The sequence below is a fragment of the Paenibacillus sp. LRG-1 genome (assembly GCF_057220305.1).
On record NZ_CM170126.1, the window covers coordinates 5,038,421 to 5,056,134 of the forward strand.

Here is a 17,714-nt window from a genome sequence, read left to right on the forward strand (position 1 = left end):
TCGTTAAAAGCAGTCAGCTATTTAGAAGCCTTGCCACTCCATAACTCCACTCTGTCCTTCACCAGTTGCGTGTATTGCTGTTCCATTTGGACAGCTCCGGCGGCATCCAGTTCTTTAATCATGTTGTCGTATACCGTATCAAAATTGGAAGCCGGTGCTAAAATAGCTTCCGGTATACGTTTGCGGATAATGTCTGTCGTTTTTTTGAATGTAACGTTATAGCTGGATTCATTGTCTGTTGTCAGGTTATAGGCTGCGCCCCAAGGCTTTACATCAAATTCTTTCTTGTCCGGGAACAGATCTTTCCACGTTTTTACGCCATACGCTTTAAGTGATTCTTTCTCCGGCTTCGAATAAGCCGCGATAATTTGTTCCGGGAATTTGGCAGTATAGTAGTTACCTGTAGGGTCCTTCACGCCGTCACCATAGTGTCCGCTGATGAGCGTGTACAAATCTATACCCGTAGATTTATTGAAGTTGGTTGTATTGTTCGTTTTTTGTTCCAGTACATCAGCAGGAATGACGCGTTTGCCGTCTTTAATTTCATAATGCTTGCCTTCGATCCCCCAGTTCACTAGCACCTGTCCTTCATCGGAAGCTAAATAATCAAGGAATTTAATAGCCCGCACCGGGTCCTTGCAATTCTCTGTAATACCTACTCCATAACCGGACGTGAAGCCCGTATCCTGAAAGGAACGATCCTTGTATTCCTCCGAAAGTGTAACTGGAAAATGCGCGTAGCTGGATTCGGATTTACCTGACGCTTTTAACGCATTTTCGGCATCCTGATAACCCCATTCCTGGTCGATCAGACCAAGAACACGACCGCTGGCAATTTTGGATTTGTATTGATCACTTTTTTGCACAAACGAATCTTTATCGAGCAGTCCTTCATTGTACATGTGGTTCAACCAACGGAAATATTCCTTTTCTTCCGGACGTTTGTAATGAAGCTTCGCTTCAAATGTTTTGGGATCAATAAAATATTCACCATCATCCGGCGCTCCAGTCGTCTGGAAGGCAGGATTCGTTACGGTAATCATAATTCTCCAGTCGTCTGCATCCAGCGTAAGTGGGATCGTTTTTTTGCCATTGATCGTCGGATGCTTGGCTGCATAAGTTTTGAGTACGTTTTCATAATCCTGTAGCGTTCTTACCTTTGGATATCCTAGCTCCTTGAGCACCTTATGCTGAATTTCAAATCCCCCCGTCGCGTCAAAACTCTCCTGTCCCACACCTGCATACGTAGGAAGGACATAAATGGATTGATCTTTATTACTGTATTTCAAACGATCCATATAGGGTCCATATAGCTTTTTGAGATTGGGTGCATGATCGTTGATCAGATCTGTCAGATCAATCATGGCCCCCGCATCCACAAGCTTGTTAATATTCGCTTTAGGAGAAACCAAGTCCGGGTATTCTCCACTTGCTGCCATCAAAGCAATTCGGTCATCTCCACCTCCACCGCTGACATCAAATTCCGCATTCAAGGTTACACCTGTTTTTTTGGTGATTTCCTTGCCTATTTCATCCTTCATTCCGTTCCATTGTGGGCTTGTATCTGCTCCGAAGAAGCTAAACGTAATCGGGTCTGTGCCGCTGGATGTGCCTTCCTTCGCTGCTTTATCGCTTCCTCCACAACCTGCGAGTGCGGTAAGGGACACCGCGAGCAAGGGAATCAGTGCAAATCTGGACCAGTGTTTTTTCATGTATAAATCCTCCTATATTCCTATGATGACTTCTCCTGCAAATAACTGCTATTTTACTACCGGAATCCTGTCTTTTATGATTTCACTGCCCCCAGTGTCATCCCGCCTACAAAATATTTTTGCAGGAACGGATATACCATCAGGATGGGGAGCGTAACCGTAATCGTGATTGCCATTTTAATCGACTCTGGTGAAATTTGAGCCATTTGCTTAGCCATATCGTTACTATTCGTCATACTGGAGCCGCCTTGCTGCGTACTTTGCAGTATCTTCATCAGCTCATACTGTAGCGTCGTCCATTGCGGCGCCCCACCATTATACAAATACGTATCAAACCAAGCATTCCACTGACCTACTGCCAGAAAAAGAGCAATCGTTGCCAATACTGGTTTGCACAGCGGCAAAATAATTCTCCAGTAAATCGTAAAATCATTCGCCCCATCGAGTTTGGCAGACTCCTGCAACGCATATGGCAAACCGTCCATAAAGGAACGAATGACAAACACGTTAAATGCGCTAATTAAGCCTGGAAAAATGTACACCCAAAACGAACCCAGCAGATGCAGATCACGCATCAAAATAAACACGGGCACCATCCCGCCAGAAAAATACATCGTCAACGCCAAAAACGTAGAAATAAACTTACGAGCGCGAAACTCGACCCGACTCAATGTAAAAGCAAGCATAGACGCGCAAATCAATCCGAGTACTGTTCCGACCAAAGTACGAAGAATAGATATTTGCAGTCCCTGAAGAAGGCCATCGTACTGGAAAATCGTTTTGTAATTTTCGAGCGTAAATTGGCGGGGCCATATATAAATTCCACCGCGAACCGTGTCCGTTGAATTGTTCAGGGAAATCGCAAGTACGTTCAGAAACGGGTACAGCGTCAACACCACGATCAGAGCCATGAGGATATAATTGAACAGGTCAAACAGCTTCTCAGACCGGGTAGCATTAAATGCCTTATTCGTCATTTCGCTTCTCCCTCCCTACATGATGCTTTCTTTGGTCAGTTTTTTGAATATACCGTTCGCCGTAAACAACAGCAAAATGCTAACCAGTGAGTTGAAAATACCAATTGCCGTCCCATAAGAGAAGCGACCCAAATTAATCCCGTAATTGAGCGCGTACAGATCCAACACCTCGGAATAATCCGTCACGAGACTATTGCCAAGCAAGAACTGCTTTTCAAAACCATTGCTCACCAGATGCCCAATCGCCATAATGAACAGAACGGCAATCGTCGAGCGGATACCCGGCAGTGTAATATGCCACATCTGTCTCCAGCGGCTCGCTCCATCCACGCGCGATGCTTCATACTGTTCTTGATCAATTCCGGTGATTGCAGCTAAATAAATAATCGTATTCCAACCTGTCTCTTTCCATATGTCGGAAGCGGTTACAATGTACCAGAACCAGCTCCCCTTTGCCATGAACTGAATCGGCTCATCCACAATATGAAGCGCTACCAATATATCGTTGACAATGCCTCCGTCAATGGACAGCATTTTCGTGACCAATCCAGCCACAACTACCCAGGATACAAAATGCGGGAGGTAGGATATCGTCTGCACAAACCGTTTGAACAGCATTCCCCGCAACTCGTTTAACAGAATTGCAAAAAAGATCGGTACGACAAAACCAAATATAATCCCCATCAGGCTCATCGCCAGTGTATTACGTAATACTAGATAAAATCGTTCGTCCTGAAATAACTCAATAAAGTTATTCAACCCTACCCATTTCTGGTCCGTAAAGGATTTAGCTGGCTTATAATTTTGAAACGCCATCGTCCAGCCCCAGAGCGGCAGATAGCTGAAAACAAACACCCATATGACGAAAGGAATGGACATAAAATAAAGATACTTTTGCTGCTTCACACTGTCCCACAAGCCTTTTCTACCACGTTCAGGCTTCGGTCCGCGAGCCTTGCGCGGTCTTCCCCGGTTGGATTCAGGAATCACAGCACCATTGTTGGAAGCGGTTTCAGTTGAAGATTCCATAACAAGCTCCTCCTCATCTCTAGATACTATTATCATACTTTGCTGGCTTGGAAGCGGGTACCCGACGAATTAGGAGAAAAATCAGTTCAAAATTAGATATATGAGGGGTCTCTATGCCTTCCAAGCATAACTTTTTTGCGGATTCCAAACAAAATCGATCCTATAGTGAAAGATGACTAAAATTGTATTGGGGTTTACATTATAATCAAACTTGACAAACTTATTGGATGGAGGAGACTTTATGGAAACTAACGTAATAACATTACCTCTTTTTCATGTTGCAGGTTACAGAATCGAAGCCAATATTAATGAATTTGAGTCTGGTCTTGGCAAGAGCATCTATCATTCATTAATTGAAAGAAAAGATGAAATTCGGGACAGGAAAAATGAGAATGTAATTTTAATGCAAATTTATCCCATGAAGCCTGATTTTAATCCTCAGGTAGATAAGTTTACAAATATAATCTGTTATGAAATAAGTAAACTAGGTGAGGTTCCATTAAATATGATAAGTCATACTGTAAATGAAAGTAAGTATGTAACTTTCACACATAAGGGGCTTGAATCGGAGCTTGATCATTCGTATGACTACATATATGGCCAATGGATTAAAGATACCGGAAATGAACCGAAGGATTACGATTTTGAAATTTGGGGTGAGAAATATAATCCAGAAAGTTCAGACAATGAGATTGAATTATTTATAGCATTGAAATGAACGAGACACAACAATAGCCCCCAACACAAAATGTGTTGAGGGCTATTGTTTGCTTAGGTCAATCTATTCCTAGTTCACAGGCTCGGATGATCCAGCTCATACAGGTTGCGGTATCGGGGCTGCTCCTGCCAAAGCTTTTCATGACTGCCCCGCATGGAAATGACCCCTTTTTCCATAAAAATCACCTCGTCCATATGCTCCATTCCTGTCAGATGATGCGTGATCCAGATCAATGTTTTGCCCTTCAGCACACGAAACATCGTCTGCATGAGTTCATGCTCTGTCAGTGGGTCAAGTCCCACTGTTGGCTCATCCAGCAAAACAATCGGGTGATTTTGCAGCAAAATCCGCGCCAGTGCAATTCGCTGTTTTTCTCCACCGGAAAAACGAAGACCCGTCTCCTGCATTCGAGTATCGTAGCCCTCCGGTAAAGAATCAATTAGGGTTCCAAGCCCCACCTGCTCTGTTACTGCACGAACCTCTTCCAGCGTAGCATTGGGTCGTCCTAACCGAATATTATTCGCTACCGTCGTATCGAATAAATACGGCTGCTGGTTTAGCACCGCAAATAAACCGGAGTATGCTCCACCTGTATATACGGGAATCCCTGCGACAGTGACGCTACCTTCATCAGGCTGCAATGCTCCCTGAATCAGGTTCAGCAGCGTGGACTTGCCCGCACCACTGCGGCCAAGCAATGCAAGCTTGCCCCCCTGCGGTACGTGCAGGGAGATATTACGCACGCTCCATTCCTGCGTTGCCGCATAGCGGTAGCTTACGTTGTTCAGCAGCAGGTCTCCTCCGAGGCCCAATCGCATAGCGGTAGCCTGTTCCTCTAGAATGTCTGCTGTTCCGCCTGCTCCCGGTGTAGGTGTGTCTTTCTCCGAATCCTTTAACCGTCGAAGTGAATCCTGATACTCCGGTGCATGAACCACCGCTTCTCCAGCGCGAACGAAGGCATCCAGCAATGGAAAAGCCACAAGGGCAAAGGATGCCAGCCATGTGGCTTCTATACGATTCTGTGCTACCAGTCCCCCGGCCCACACAGTCATAATCACAATCCCGCCGCCTACAACGCATTGTGCGATCCAATGAGAACGCCACTCGCTCCGGCGAAGTGAATTCTCCATCACGGCAGCCCTATTGTGCCGTTGTGTAAAGGTACTCAGGAAATGCCCAGTCCGTCCGCTCAGCACCAGATCACTCATGCCGAACAGAGCATCCGTCAGCTCCTGATAGGCTTTACTCCGTTCCTGCTTGAACATTCGCCGTTTGGCGAGTGAGGTCCATAGTGAGATAGCTGGGGCAATAAAAAGCAAAAATCCGCCATATAGCGCCATGAGCAAGGCAAAGGTTCCGTCCATCCGTCCGAGCGCCAAGATGCCTGCTGCATAAATCAGCAAAGCCGATAGCGCAGGCAGAACTAGCTTCAGATAGATGTTTTGAAGCTGCTCAATATCCTCTGCCAGCAATCCTAATAGATCCCCTGTACGGAATTTGCTGCGAATCATCAGCGCCTGCGGTTCTACTGCCCGATATAAGCGTACCCGCATACGGGACACCAGACGCAGTGCGGCATCATGCCCTACCAAGCGCTCCAGGTACTGAATAACCGCTTTACTAAAGCCAAATGTTCGCACAAGCACAATTGGAACGTACACCATTAATATATTTTCCGGTTTTAAGGCCGAACGGGTAATCAGATGACCGGACGTAAAGAGCAACGCGCCCGCACATCCAATGGCCAGCGCGCCCAAAAGAGCAGCTACCAGAAAGGCCCAAAAATATTGTCTCAGATACGTCACAAACCAGCCTTGTCTGCTATTGTCCGTTACTCTCATATCGTCCGTTCCCTCCTTCCGATATCCCCGTCAGCAATCGGTAATATGCTCCCTTACGGGCAATCAATTGCTGATGGGAGCCTACTTCTTCCAGGCGACCTTGATCCATCATCCAGACACAGTCCATTTCTGGCATCCAATGAAGCCGGTGGGTGGCAAGAAACATTCTCTTATGTTTCAAAACCGATAAAATCGTCTGTTTTAGCTCCCATTCTGTCTCAATATCCAGATGGGCCGTAGGCTCATCCAATAAAACGACCGGACGATTACTGAGCAATGCCCGCGCCAATGCAATCCGTTGCGCCTGCCCTCCGCTCAGTGTCCGACCTGCTTCACCAATGGGCTCATTCAATCCACCCGGAAGACCGTCTACCAGTTCACGCAGTCCAACCGCGTCAATCGCCCACTCTACCTGCTGGTTGGATGCCTCCGGTTCATAAAAGCGGATATTATCTGCCAGAGAAGCGCTAAACAGGTATGGATGCTGTGGAATATAGGCAATATGCCGTTGCCATTCAGCTTTGGCAACCCCAGCCAATCCGCATCCATTCAGGAGCAGCTCACCCGAAGTGGGATCAGCAAAGCCGCCAAGCAGACTGAGCAGCGTCGTTTTACCTGCACCGCTAGCTCCAACGATGCCGATCATGTTCATGAGCGGTTCAACATTTGCAGACACATGTTCGAGCCGAGCCGAACCGTCTTCATTCAGGAGGCACACATCAGATAGCTCGAGACTATCCTGTCCCGTGATGTCCAATCTTTTATCGCTAGCTGCCTGTTTATTCGGCTCGTTCGCATCATCTTCTGTACTGAGAATGGAGCGTATTGCTCCCCAAGCCTCCTTACCATCCAGTGAAGCATGATAGTCTGATCCCAACTGGCGTATGGGCATAAAATATTCTGGTGCCAGAATAAGCACCGCAAGCGCTGCCTCCAGACCCACCGAGCCACTAATCAGGCGCAGCCCCAAGCCTACCGCGACAAAAGCGACCGATAGCATACTAAAAAAATCGAGGGCAAATGAGGAAAGAAACGCTACCCGCAGCGTGCGCATCGTTGCCGTGCGGTATTGGTCGCTGACCTTCCCAACCGATTCCCCATGCTCTTGGCTACGCCCCAAAAACCTTAGTGTCTGAAGTCCACGCAGCGAATCCGTGAAATGGTGAGATAACAGACGATAGGAACGCCACTGCTTGTCTGCCTGCTTCCGCGCCGCCAAGCCGAGCAAAATAAAAAAGCCCACCAGTATCGGCATCGTAGTCGTCAAAATCACACCTGAAATGACATCCAATGTGAAAACATACACAAGCACAAGTATAGTTACAGCCATCATGTCAATCATTCGAGGAATGGACAGTTCCAAATACGTGCGAAAACGATCTATGCCGTCCAGCGCTAGCGTCACCAACTTGCCGCTGCCTTCCTGCGCTGCAAAACCCGGCCCCCGTTCGAACAAACGTGCAAGCAGACGCTCCCGTAAGGAAGCGCCTGAAGCTTCGGCAAAACGGCCGGCTGTCCGTCGTTGCAGCCAGATCATCGTATGCCTCATTGCAAAAGCAGCGAAAAACAACGCCAGTGACGGCCAAGCCATCACCAGCGGATTTTTATCAAATAAAATCGTAACAGCCTTTGCCAAGAAGACTGCTTGTGCAATCACAGCAGCCCCCTGGAGCAGGGAAAGGGCAGCCAGTAGCAGCATTACTGGCCGAATGCCCTTTAATTCTAACCATGCCTTATCCATTAGTATTCCAAATGATCCTTCTCACTGAGACGCTTATGGAAAACAAAATAGCTCCACGCCTGATAAGCCAGCACAAAGGGTAAAAGCGTTGCTGCAACAATCGTCATGGCTTTCAGTGTGTAATGACTGGAGCTTGCATTATAAATCGTCAAATCAAAAGCACTGTTAATCGAGCTCACCATAAATCTTGGGAACAAACCAACGAATAACGAAACGAAGGTCAGCAAAATCAATGCACCTGTCATCCCGAAGGCCCATCCTTCGCGGCCCTGCTTCAGGAAGTACCACGTCAGCACATAGGCGACAATTCCCACTGCTACCGCAGCATACATAAAGGGACCGCGACGTGCAAATAAATCCGTTGCAAAATAAGTCCATACCACCATGCCAGCGAGTAAAATGCCCAATACCGGAAGAAATTTGGACGCAATCACGCGAGCACGATCCCGTACTTCTCCAATCGTCCGCAGGGAAATGAACGTCAGCCCATGCATTAGGCACATTCCGACCACTGTCAGTCCAATCCATACGGTGTATCCATTGAACACATCGGAAAATCCAGCTTTCAAATCCATGTTTTGCTGAATAGGTACACCTTTCACCAAAGCCGCAAAAGCCATACCGAACAGCATCGGCGGTAGAAAGCTACCAATCAGAATGCAGGCATCCCACGTTCCTGTCCACCATTTCCCTTCAGCCTTGCCGCGGAACTCAAAAGAAACTCCACGCAAGATCAAACCTAGCAAAATAAAGACAAATACCAGATAATATCCGCTGAACATAGTTGCATAAAAATGCGGGAAAGCGGCAAACATCGCACCTGCTGCTGTAATCAGCCACACTTCGTTGGCATCCCAAAATGGACCAATCGTATTGATCATCAAACGTTTTTGTTGGTCATTGCGCGGTACCAATCCCGTGGCCATCCCCACGCCAAAATCAAAGCCCTCCAGAAAAAAGAAACCGGTAAACAACACTGCGATCAATAAGAACCATAAATCATTTAGCGTCATTATTGTCACCCCCTTGGGCAAATGGATCATGAATTACCGTTTGCTGATGTGGCTCGATATCTGGACCTTTGCGAGCCGTACGGTAAAACAGAAATGCCAGCACACCTGTTAAAATTAAATACAATGTGGTAAATGAGATGAACGAGAACAGCACTTCTCCTGCCACAACCGTAGGCGAAACAGAATCTTTTGTTTGAAGCAAACCAAATACAGTCCACGGTTGGCGACCTATTTCGGTCATGATCCAACCAGCAGTATTCCCAATGAATGGAAGGGATATCCCCCATATCATAAGACGGAAGAACCAGCGATGTGAACCTTCCAGCTTTTTACGGAACGTCAGGTAAGCACCGTATAAAGCGAGTGCAATCATGCCACATCCCGCCGCAATCATAATACGGAAGCTCCAGAACGTGGTACGTACTGGCGGGATATAATCGCCCGGACCATAGGTTTTTTCATATTCTGCTTGAAGCTCATTCATACCAGGCACAGAGCCGGAAAATTTACTATAAGATAGAAAACTCAGAGCAAAAGGAACTTTAATTTCAAAGGTATTTTCCTTCTTTTCAGGATCAATACCCGCGATAACTGTCCAAGGAGCGGGGTCACCGCTGTTCTCCCATAAGCCCTCACTGGCAGCCATCTTCATCGGTTGTGTTTTCACTAAATATTGAGCCTGACCATGACCAAACAAAGGAATAGCAATGGCACTGATTAAGGCAACAATAATGCTCAATTTAAAAGAAGGTTTAAAAAAGTCCATATTCTTTTTGTGCATCAGCTTCCATGCACTGATACCCGCGATAAGAAATGCCCCCGTTGCAAAAGCAGCAAACAACGTATGCGGAAATTCCCATAACAGTTGTTCATTCGTTAACAGAGCAGCAAAATCTTTCATTTCTGCACGTCCATTTTGAATCTCATATCCTACTGGACGCTGCATGAATGAATTAGCAGCTAGAATCCACAACGCCGATAACATCGTACCGATAGATACCAGCCACATACAGATTAAATGGACCGTTTTGGACAATCTTTCCCAACCGAATACCCATAATCCGATAAAGGTCGATTCCAGGAAAAATGCAAGCAGCGCTTCGATCGCCAGCGGCGTACCGAATACATCACCCACAAAACGGGAAAAGTCCGACCAGTTCATCCCGAACTGGAATTCTTGCAAAATCCCGGTGACTACGCCCAATGCAAAGTTAATCAGCAGAAACGTTCCCCAGAATTGAGCCATTTTTTTGTACAAGTCATTTTTTTTGATAACATACATAGTCTCCATAATTGCCACCAATAACGACAATCCAATGGAGATCGGCACATAAACAAAGTGAAGAATCGTTGTAGTTGCAAACTGCAACCGTGCCAAATCCAATACGTCCATGATGTTGCTCCTCCCCCTGCACTTCTCTTAACATTGATTTATAGTGTCTGTAATCTGAAGTCTTCTACATTTGTGATAGTATTCACATTCTTACATATGCAGCGGTCACTTTTTAGAAAATGACTCACTCAACTACCTTCACCATGGTTGTCATGATCCGGCTTCAGATTATCCCCATTATATAGAATAAATTTAAATGAAATAGAATCGAAAATGTGAACATCGTGTCAAATCTGTGTCATAACGATGGCGATTTGATGAAAACGGCCTAAACTACATAATAAATGTGACATTTTCGATTGATCTATCCATTTATCCGCCATAAAAAAAGAGCCTCTCTTCGTTCGGAGGTCGTACCTCCGACATCTGTAAGAGAGACTTCATAGCGTTGAACCTAGGGATTCTATCAACAGCCATCTGTTCCTCCGTTCTTTTGAACCCGATTACGGTAGGAGGAAGGTGACATTCCAACATACTTTTTAAATTTACTATGAAAATAATCTGCATTCGCATATCCTACGCGTTCCGCCACCTGGTGCACCTTAATTCCTTGAGCAAGCAATTCTCTTGCTCGCTCAATCCTCACCTTATCCAGGTAGGCATTAAAGGCCTCGCCAGTATGACTTTTGAACAGTTTGCCCAAATAGCCACTATTGTAATTGAACATATCTGCCAGTAACTCCAGTCGCAAATTTTCATCATAATGACTATGTATAAAGTCAATCATTTGTTTCATGATGATGCCCTTGCCACCAGATTCAGTCTGGCCAATCCATTGCAACACATGCTCCAGCGAGTGATCCACCAGCTCGCCCAATGTGGAATAAGCATATACATCGATTATAAAGCTGGAGTGCTCCTCTAGCACGGTTCGGCTGTGATCCTGTCCGGCTGCATACTTGTTCAACGCCAGTGTGAATGTTTGGGCGAACGCCGCCTTGATTGCAGATTCTGTGCGATAAATCCGTGGAAATTGGCCTTCCATTTCCTTAATGACACGGGTTGCAGCTTCACTATTAGCCATATCTAGCGCATAATACAGCTTTTCTGCATAACGTAGGGGATCATCTGTGGCACTATCAGACGCTCCACTCCTTTCAGTCTCGACTGTCTCCAATTCGTGTAGGTCTCCGGAAAGCATGGCTCTTTCTGCCCGGAACAAAAACGTACGTTCTAACAATCGTAGTGCCTGCTCAAAAGACCTGGGAATGTCGTTAAGAATGGCTACAGGATCACCGGCAGCCACATAAATTTCCTTTGCCCACGGCTTTAGCTCCTGTCGCCAAGCAGCCAGTAACTGAACAGCATCTTTCTCCGTTTTTAACGTGGCGGGAAGCAAAAGACCCATATATATTCCAGCCTCAAACACGATACCTCTGCCCTGCTCATGGCACAATTCTGTTAGCCGCTGCTTTGCTGCCGCCAGCCGAGCTTGCCGATCCCAGTCAGGAATACGTAAATCGAGCAGAATAACCTGATAGCTACTCCAGTCCAACTCTGGTAACACGGGCTGTTGTCCATGTTTTCCGTTACCGCTTTGATGTTCAGCTTGCTTGGATGCTCTGTGAAGAGAATCGCTGCTTTCCACAGCATTACGAGCATGCTCTTGATGAACCGGAAACAATAGTGCTTCGATCCAATTACGCTCATGGGAAGGCGGACTTCCCCATTTGCCATCTTCTTTCTCGTCCTCAATGTTTTGCCGTACCCGTTTCAACTCTGTCGTCATTTCTTCCTCATCAACTGGCTTCAGTAGGTAGCCATCCACCCCGAAGCCCATGGCTTGCCGTGCATAATCAAAGTCTGCATATCCGCTTAATATGAGAAAGTGAAACGGCTCTCCGTTCTTTTCACGTATGCTTCGTATGACCTCCAGCCCACTCATCCCGGGCATACGAATATCTACAATGACCAGCTCCGGTCGATGCTCTCCGAACTTATCCAGAGCCTCGCGTCCGTTCCCTGCCGTATCGACAATACGGAAGCCACAATTCCCCCAGTCAATAATGGAGGACAATCCTTCACGAATCGCAGGCTCATCATCTACAATCATTGCTTTATACATTCGACTCTTCCCCCCTTGGTATGGAAAAGTATACGGTTGTTCCTTCTTGTAATGCGCTTTCAATATGCAGTCCATAACGTTCGCCGTACATCAATGTTAGACGTTGATGTACATTACGCAGGCCAATACTGCTTCCTTCCGGCTCTTCCGTCCCCCTGATCCGAGCTAGCAGACGGGTCAGTTGCCCAGCTTCCATGCCAATCCCATCATCTTCTACTTTAATTTTTAGCTCTCTTCGTTCTATTGCAATATCTACCTTCACGGTAACTGGCTCTTCCTTATTTTCCAGGCCATGAATGACTGCATTTTCCACCAGCGGTTGTATGATTAAGGGAGGAATCGACAGGTCCGTCGCGCTTTCTTCCAAATTCACTTCATAAATCAAACGATTTCCAAATCTGAACTGCTGAATTTGTAAATAGGATCGCACCATATCCAGCTCCTGTAGTACCGTCGTTTTACCACTGCCAATCTCCAGATTCCGGCGCATCAGCCTGCCAAGCAAACGCACCGTCGTTGCAATTTCCGCTTCCCCATTCAGATGTGCTTTCATTCGAATGGATTCTAACGCATTAAACAGAAAATGCGGATTAATTTGGCTAGCCATCATTTTTAGCTTGATATCCTTTTGTGCCAATTCCAGTCTGTTGTTATGCTCACTCGTCTCATAGACCTGCGCCATGAGTTGGCGAATACTGTTCACCATATAGTTGAAACGGCGGGATAAATCCCCGATCTCGTCCCTTCCCTCCACACTCGATACCACATGAAAATCGCCCGCGGCTACCTTACCCAGTTCATAGCTCAACCGCTGTAGGCGTTTGGTAATCAGCCAGGAAATGATGGTGATCAGAATCAGTGCCATAACCAGCACCGCAAGAACACATAGAGCACCAATCAAGCTAATTCGGTTGGCTCCCTGTACAATATGCTCCGTCGAAAACACTGAAATAATCGTAAATCCGCTCACACTGGAGGCGGGCAGCAGCTCATCCACGATGATGTTGGAGGACTTTCCGTTGATTTTCGCTTCATATATTCCCTTACCCGCACGCTGAACATCAAAGCCCAAATGTAAATCTCCCAACGTCTGACCCACCGACTGCGGACGAGTAGCTGCGACCACAATACCATTACGATCTGCAATCAATGTTTCAAAGGGCTCCTTGCTCAGCATATGATTCAACTCGGTCTGACTCAGCGATATCATCAGAACTCCCTTGGTATTGTATTCGGGAAATGGAATTTGCCGTACCAGGCTCAGGCGATTAACCGGGTTATCTTCCTTATCATGAATGTAAAACCAGTTAATCGCCGTCCCCTTCAAAGCCGTTTGGAACCACTGCTGCCGCTCAATGTTAGAGTCCACTGGAATAAACTCCAGATTATTGACAAGCGTCGGATTGTACGAATAGAACCGGATGGTAGCAATCTCTCTATATTGCTGAGTATACTCATTAAAATCCTTGTATTGATGATACGCATTCATCAGCTCCACCATACCCGGATACCGTCTGTTCGCCATCTCCCTCAACCTCTTATCGAACATGAGCCCATTTGAAATATCCGTTGGCACACGCAGTAAATTTGCCGTCTGGCTCTTGATCTTTTCCACATTGTTTACTGTCTGGGCAATTGCACTATTCAATGCCTGCTCTCGCAAATAAAAAGTAACGCAGCCGCCTACCACCAGCACCGGGATCATGACAATCAGTACATAGGAGAACAGCAGCTTATTCCGCATACGCATATTATTCATCAGAAGCCGTACTCCACGATTCATGTCATCCCTCCCATAAGATAAGCGCTTACATTTTTGTGTATTTTCACATCCTCTATCACGAGCTACATGTTTCCAGTTTAAAGCTTCGTAACCTCTATATCCATATTTTTTTGCAAAATTAAAAAAATGTGGCGAACGGAGTCACCACACTTTACGGATCATGAGCTATTTACGTACAAAAGGTTCGATATGCACTCCCTGCGGCAGCTTGTGCGGATCTTCCGGATTGATACGGTCATAGAACATAATACCGTCCAAATGGTCCATTTCATGCTGTACTACAATCGCTGCATAACCTTTGAAAGTCAATAGCTCCTGTGTTCCGTCTGGCAAATTGGCCTTAATACGAATTTTTTCATAACGAGGTACATATCCGGCTACGTACCGATCTACAGACAAGCACCCCTCACCTTGTTCCAAATAAATCATGGACGTGGAGTGGCTGACCAGCTTCGGATTAAACAACGCATACTCTACCGTTTTGTCCCCATCTTCATAATAAATAGCGCACATTCTTTTGTTCAAACCTACCTGGTTCGCAGATAATCCCACACCCGGGCGCAGTTCATAGCGGGTAGCCAGCTCTTCATTTTGGCTATTTTTCAGATAATCCAGCATCCATTGCATCTGTTGAAGATCCTCTTCAGACAGTGGCAAGCATACCGGATCCACCTTCGTACGCAAAATAGACTCCCCTTCACGCACGATATCCTTCGTGAGAAGCATGTCCATCGATTGATTACTCATTCGTCAGCCTCGATTCATTAAAATAAATATACTTTCATGTTATTCAGCAAAAGTTAGGGGAGTTCCCAATATTCCTACAAGTTTTATCCCATAAATTATATCTATTCATGAAATGAATTGTCAAAATGAAGCGGTATTTAAGTCATTAAATATTCATTGCCTTAATGGTTTATCTAATTAACAATTATACTTATGCTCTATATAGCACAAAACGAAAAACCTCCTTAACCAATGAAGTGGTCAGGAGATTTTTTGCCGTTATCATACCTTTGAAATTAATCATACGTATCTTTTCTTACTATTAAGATGGCTGCTCCAACGCACTTGGAGCTTCACTAAACAGCTGCGCCTTTGGATTCGGCTGTGTCCAGGTATTATAATATTGCGAGTTCTTGCCGTAGGAATTGTCAATGACAACGTGCGGCATATCAAGCAGACAGGCCAGAATGTGACCGTGCAGCCGTGAAGTGCGAACCTCGCGGTAAGAGCTGAACAGCGTAACCGCTTTGTTCATAAGATGGTCTGTATACTTGTACCAGAACGTACGTGTAGGCAACGGTCCACCGATTTTCTTATCCAGTCGATAAAACTTCTGGAAATAGACAATTCCCTTCACTTCCAGCGGAGTAAACAAAGTATCCCAGTCCAGCCGGTGAGCGGCATCTGCCTCGTCATCGAACTTCTTTTGTCCACCCACCGTTTCAATATCAGTCCGCAGGAAATACAATACATCCTTCACTGTTTCCGTAGTCGGCTTCAATGGCCAGAGCTGGTGCGCCATATCAGGGCATAGTGTGATACTGCACTGGTTCAGCTTGTCCTTAGCCCACTGATAAGAGCGTGTATCCCGCACAAACATATGTAGATCCGGATGAGCATTGAACAAGGCAGCGACTTCATTAGCCTTCTGTTCAGATTGAAAGTGGATCGTCTGCGGCATAATCACAATTCGGTGGTTAGGGAAATCGCGAACGATGCGTTCTCGCAAATTTTGGTGATTTGAATAGAGATCGCCGAAGTTGCCGCCGCCGTGGCACACGATAATCCAGTCACCCGGAATTTGAAGCCGATCGGGAATATCCATAGCGCTATAACGGGCACGGACACGGATGCCATTATCCTTGAAGAACGCTTCGGTGCCTTTCATGATGAGTACATCCCCACCGTTATTATAGACGGGATAATCGACATAAATGATATTCGAACCTTGGGGGACTACGTCGAGAATGACGCTCAGCTTATTTTTCAGTTTAGCCATGGGATGCAAATTCGGCATCTTTCAGTTCTCCCTTCCTGCGCTTCTTTTGTATAGTCTGAATGACAAATGTAATGTCACTTTTATCAAAAATGATCCGTGATAGCGGAACATTGAAAAACATGGGGAACGAGAACAGTGAGAATGCCAACCGTACACAAGCACCTACAAGCAAAGCAATCGCAATGCCGTCCAGACCAAAGATCGGTGTACAAATAAAAAATAGACCGACGGTGATCGCATAGGCTACAATTTGCCGGAACAATACCAGTCCCGGACGTCCCAGCGCGTTAAAGGCCGAAGCCAGAATCCATGAGCCGCCACCAATGATACATTCCAGTGACAGCAGGTAGAACGTTAGCGATGCTTCCAGAAAAGCGGGGCCGTACAGCAAACCCAGCATGTATCGTCCAATGAAGAGAGCAGGCACAATGACGATTAACATCGCAGCCATAGAGATGCGAAAAGCACGACCTACTGTTTCGACAATCTTGCTGTGCTCCATCCCCGTCACCTTAGGAAAAGTAACGTTAGTGACGGCATTTTGCACCACATTGAACACACGAGACAAGGCGTAGACGACAGAGTACAGACCGAACGCTTTGGGTGATAGCAGCGCCACAATAACGATTTTGTCCGTTTGTGTGGACAGCGTCCCCATCAGCTCCATCCCGTAAACCCTCGCTCCATAGCTATAATAAGGACGAAGCACTTGGCGGCTGGTAAATGGACGGAAAGCACGCAAATTCATATACTTGCGCAAACGGAGGAACGCCCATACTAGCGCAAGGAAACTCGCGGCAAAATTCACTGCTCCTGCCAGCTGCACATTGAGCAGGCCCATCAGCCACAGTGTCACCAGACCGATGAAATTCAGTAATGGGTAGTAAAACAGCAGGCCGTTATATACGCTAAATCGATCCAGCCCTTGCGACAATGCTGTCGTCAGCGCTGTAAGCACTGCCAGCGGTATGGCTGCCGCACAATAAAGCTGGGACAGCTGGATGATGTCCGCACCATAACCATTCAGCCACAGCGGCATGCATATCCAGGCCACCGCTCCCGCCAACAAGCTGGCAGGCAACTGAATCCAGAGTGACAACGCCAGTAGTTCTTCCGTCGTGCCTGTTTTCTTCTTGATGTTATAAATTAACGACGTTGGTAATCCGAAGCTCAACACACTGCCGATCAGCGTAGGCCAGAACAGAACTGCCGCCAGTTCTCCTTTCCCCTCTACTCCGAGCATACGTGCGGTCAGGATGGAAGTCAGGGTCGTGACGATTAGCACAAAAAAATTGTTAAAACTCGTGCGCATGATCGTTTTGGCGAGACTGTCACCCGTGAATACTTTCCTTGCTGCTGTCCATGTGCTCATGTTACGTCCAACTCCTGTTCCTTATTAAGCCTCTCGTCTCTATGCTCACATTGCGTCTTTTGACG

The 17,714-nt window shown here is 46.4% G+C and carries 13 protein-coding genes; 1 reads left to right on the top strand and 12 read right to left on the bottom strand.

The window, feature by feature from the left end:
* Positions 1-17 precede the first annotated feature (17 nt).
* From ACUUJN_RS22430 to ACUUJN_RS22440, 3 genes are all read right to left on the bottom strand, one after another.
* Positions 18-1,712 carry an ABC transporter substrate-binding protein gene (locus ACUUJN_RS22430; RefSeq protein WP_023990332.1) on the bottom strand — a complete coding sequence of 565 codons (1,695 nt, stop codon included), beginning with the start codon at positions 1,710-1,712 and terminating at the stop codon, positions 18-20.
* Positions 1,713-1,786: 74 nt separating this feature from the next.
* On the bottom strand, positions 1,787-2,689 hold the full coding sequence (locus ACUUJN_RS22435) for a carbohydrate ABC transporter permease (protein WP_023990333.1): 903 nt from the start codon (positions 2,687-2,689) through the stop codon (positions 1,787-1,789).
* A 15-nt stretch (positions 2,690-2,704) separates the two neighbouring features.
* On the bottom strand, positions 2,705-3,718 hold the full coding sequence (locus tag ACUUJN_RS22440; protein WP_023990334.1) for an ABC transporter permease: 1,014 nt from the start codon (positions 3,716-3,718) through the stop codon (positions 2,705-2,707).
* A 241-nt stretch (positions 3,719-3,959) separates the two neighbouring features.
* On the opposite strand from ACUUJN_RS22440, the gene ACUUJN_RS22445 reads away from it, so the two are divergent.
* Positions 3,960-4,436, top strand: a complete 477-nt coding sequence (locus ACUUJN_RS22445) for a GyrI-like domain-containing protein (RefSeq protein WP_023990335.1) — start codon at positions 3,960-3,962, stop codon at positions 4,434-4,436.
* A 74-nt stretch (positions 4,437-4,510) separates the two neighbouring features.
* Here the strand turns inward: ACUUJN_RS22445 and cydC are convergent, their stop codons facing one another.
* The 9 genes from cydC to ACUUJN_RS22490 form a co-directional block, all read right to left on the bottom strand.
* On the bottom strand, positions 4,511-6,277 hold the full coding sequence (gene cydC, locus ACUUJN_RS22450; protein ID WP_340857716.1) for a thiol reductant ABC exporter subunit CydC: 1,767 nt from the start codon (positions 6,275-6,277) through the stop codon (positions 4,511-4,513).
* Entirely contained in the window at positions 6,258-8,018 is a 1,761-nt protein-coding gene (cydD, locus tag ACUUJN_RS22455; RefSeq protein ID WP_484668942.1) for a thiol reductant ABC exporter subunit CydD, read from the bottom strand. Before cydD ends, cydC begins: the two co-directional genes overlap by 20 nt.
* On the bottom strand, positions 8,018-9,031 hold the full coding sequence (cydB, locus tag ACUUJN_RS22460) for a cytochrome d ubiquinol oxidase subunit II (RefSeq protein ID WP_053326115.1): 1,014 nt from the start codon (positions 9,029-9,031) through the stop codon (positions 8,018-8,020). Before cydB ends, cydD begins: the two co-directional genes overlap by 1 nt.
* Positions 9,018-10,424: a cytochrome ubiquinol oxidase subunit I gene (locus ACUUJN_RS22465; protein WP_068938261.1), complete on the bottom strand. Its 1,407-nt coding sequence runs from the start codon at positions 10,422-10,424 to the stop codon at positions 9,018-9,020. The genes cydB and ACUUJN_RS22465 overlap by 14 nt, the downstream gene beginning before the upstream one ends.
* 406 nt (positions 10,425-10,830) lie before the next feature.
* Positions 10,831-12,489 carry a response regulator gene (locus ACUUJN_RS22470; protein WP_484668943.1) on the bottom strand — a complete coding sequence of 553 codons (1,659 nt, stop codon included), beginning with the start codon at positions 12,487-12,489 and terminating at the stop codon, positions 10,831-10,833.
* Positions 12,482-14,272, bottom strand: a complete 1,791-nt coding sequence (locus ACUUJN_RS22475) for a cache domain-containing sensor histidine kinase (RefSeq protein WP_254349012.1) — start codon at positions 14,270-14,272, stop codon at positions 12,482-12,484. Before ACUUJN_RS22475 ends, ACUUJN_RS22470 begins: the two co-directional genes overlap by 8 nt.
* Positions 14,273-14,437: 165 nt before the next feature.
* A complete protein-coding gene (gene def / locus ACUUJN_RS22480) occupies positions 14,438-15,019 on the bottom strand; it encodes a peptide deformylase (protein ID WP_028541815.1) in 582 nt (193 codons plus the stop codon).
* Positions 15,020-15,320: 301 nt separating this feature from the next.
* Positions 15,321-16,295, bottom strand: a complete 975-nt coding sequence (locus ACUUJN_RS22485) for a polysaccharide pyruvyl transferase family protein (RefSeq protein ID WP_023990345.1) — start codon at positions 16,293-16,295, stop codon at positions 15,321-15,323.
* The gene (locus ACUUJN_RS22490; protein ID WP_028541812.1) at positions 16,270-17,649 is read right to left on the bottom strand and encodes a lipopolysaccharide biosynthesis protein; all 1,380 of its coding nucleotides are present in this window, start codon (positions 17,647-17,649) and stop codon (positions 16,270-16,272) included. The genes ACUUJN_RS22485 and ACUUJN_RS22490 overlap by 26 nt, the downstream gene beginning before the upstream one ends.
* Between the last annotated feature and the right edge of the window lie 65 nt (positions 17,650-17,714).

Excerpts from the sequence above, each read along its gene's own strand:
- ACUUJN_RS22430 (WP_023990332.1), bottom strand. The coding sequence starts at position 1,712 with ATGAAAAAACACTGGTCCAGATTTGCACTGATTCCCTTGCTCGCGGTG.
- cydB (WP_053326115.1), bottom strand. The coding sequence starts at position 9,031 with ATGACGCTAAATGATTTATGGTTCTTATTGATCGCAGTGTTGTTTACC.
- ACUUJN_RS22435 (WP_023990333.1), bottom strand. The coding sequence starts at position 2,689 with ATGACGAATAAGGCATTTAATGCTACCCGGTCTGAGAAGCTGTTTGAC.
- cydD (WP_484668942.1), bottom strand. The coding sequence starts at position 8,018 with ATGGATAAGGCATGGTTAGAATTAAAGGGCATTCGGCCAGTAATGCTG.
- def (WP_028541815.1), bottom strand. The coding sequence starts at position 15,019 with ATGAGTAATCAATCGATGGACATGCTTCTCACGAAGGATATCGTGCGT.
- ACUUJN_RS22465 (WP_068938261.1), bottom strand. The coding sequence starts at position 10,424 with ATGGACGTATTGGATTTGGCACGGTTGCAGTTTGCAACTACAACGATT.
- ACUUJN_RS22470 (WP_484668943.1), bottom strand. The coding sequence starts at position 12,489 with ATGTATAAAGCAATGATTGTAGATGATGAGCCTGCGATTCGTGAAGGA.
- ACUUJN_RS22475 (WP_254349012.1), bottom strand. The coding sequence starts at position 14,272 with ATGAATCGTGGAGTACGGCTTCTGATGAATAATATGCGTATGCGGAAT.
- ACUUJN_RS22445 (WP_023990335.1), top strand. The coding sequence starts at position 3,960 with ATGGAAACTAACGTAATAACATTACCTCTTTTTCATGTTGCAGGTTAC.
- cydC (WP_340857716.1), bottom strand. The coding sequence starts at position 6,277 with ATGAGAGTAACGGACAATAGCAGACAAGGCTGGTTTGTGACGTATCTG.
- ACUUJN_RS22485 (WP_023990345.1), bottom strand. The coding sequence starts at position 16,295 with ATGCCGAATTTGCATCCCATGGCTAAACTGAAAAATAAGCTGAGCGTC.
- ACUUJN_RS22490 (WP_028541812.1), bottom strand. The coding sequence starts at position 17,649 with ATGAGCACATGGACAGCAGCAAGGAAAGTATTCACGGGTGACAGTCTC.
- ACUUJN_RS22440 (WP_023990334.1), bottom strand. The coding sequence starts at position 3,718 with ATGGAATCTTCAACTGAAACCGCTTCCAACAATGGTGCTGTGATTCCT.